Origin of the sequence: Achromobacter sp. Marseille-Q0513 (genome assembly GCF_018195695.1) — a bacterium.
Lineage (GTDB): Bacteria > Pseudomonadota > Gammaproteobacteria > Burkholderiales > Burkholderiaceae_B > Achromobacter.
This window is the reverse complement of sequence record NZ_JAGTJY010000672.1, coordinates 1-315: the sequence shown is the minus strand read 5'-3', so window position 1 is coordinate 315 and position 315 is coordinate 1. Positions and strand designations below refer to the sequence as shown.

At 47.0% G+C, this 315-nt stretch carries 1 protein-coding gene; it reads right to left on the bottom strand.

Translation table 11 applies throughout. The features are described 5' to 3' along the window. Positions 1-63: 63 nt before the first annotated feature. Positions 64-315 (bottom strand): hypothetical protein (locus KDH83_RS32250; RefSeq protein WP_212323297.1); only part of this gene is annotated, 252 nt, incomplete at its 5' end.

The following is a 315-nucleotide window of genomic DNA, read 5'->3' as shown; positions in this document are numbered from 1 at the left end:
CAACATATGGTGCACCAAAACGTGCACACACATCTCGCTGCTTATTTTGCATTTCATCAGCCATCATTCAAATCCAAAGAACTTTCTCATAGCTCGACCAAACGCGCCAAGTTGTCCACCTTGCTCGGCAGAGCAAGTTAGGCAATGAGGCTGTACTGCATCTATTCGACGTTGCTTTTCCACATCATTTTTCCCGTCTACATAATATTCCACAACGAGTGGCTTTTTGTGGTCGGCGATCTGTTTATCTGTAACTACTCCGCAATCTACACACGGCCTTCCTTGGACTGCATCCTTTTGCTCACGGGTTGGCCC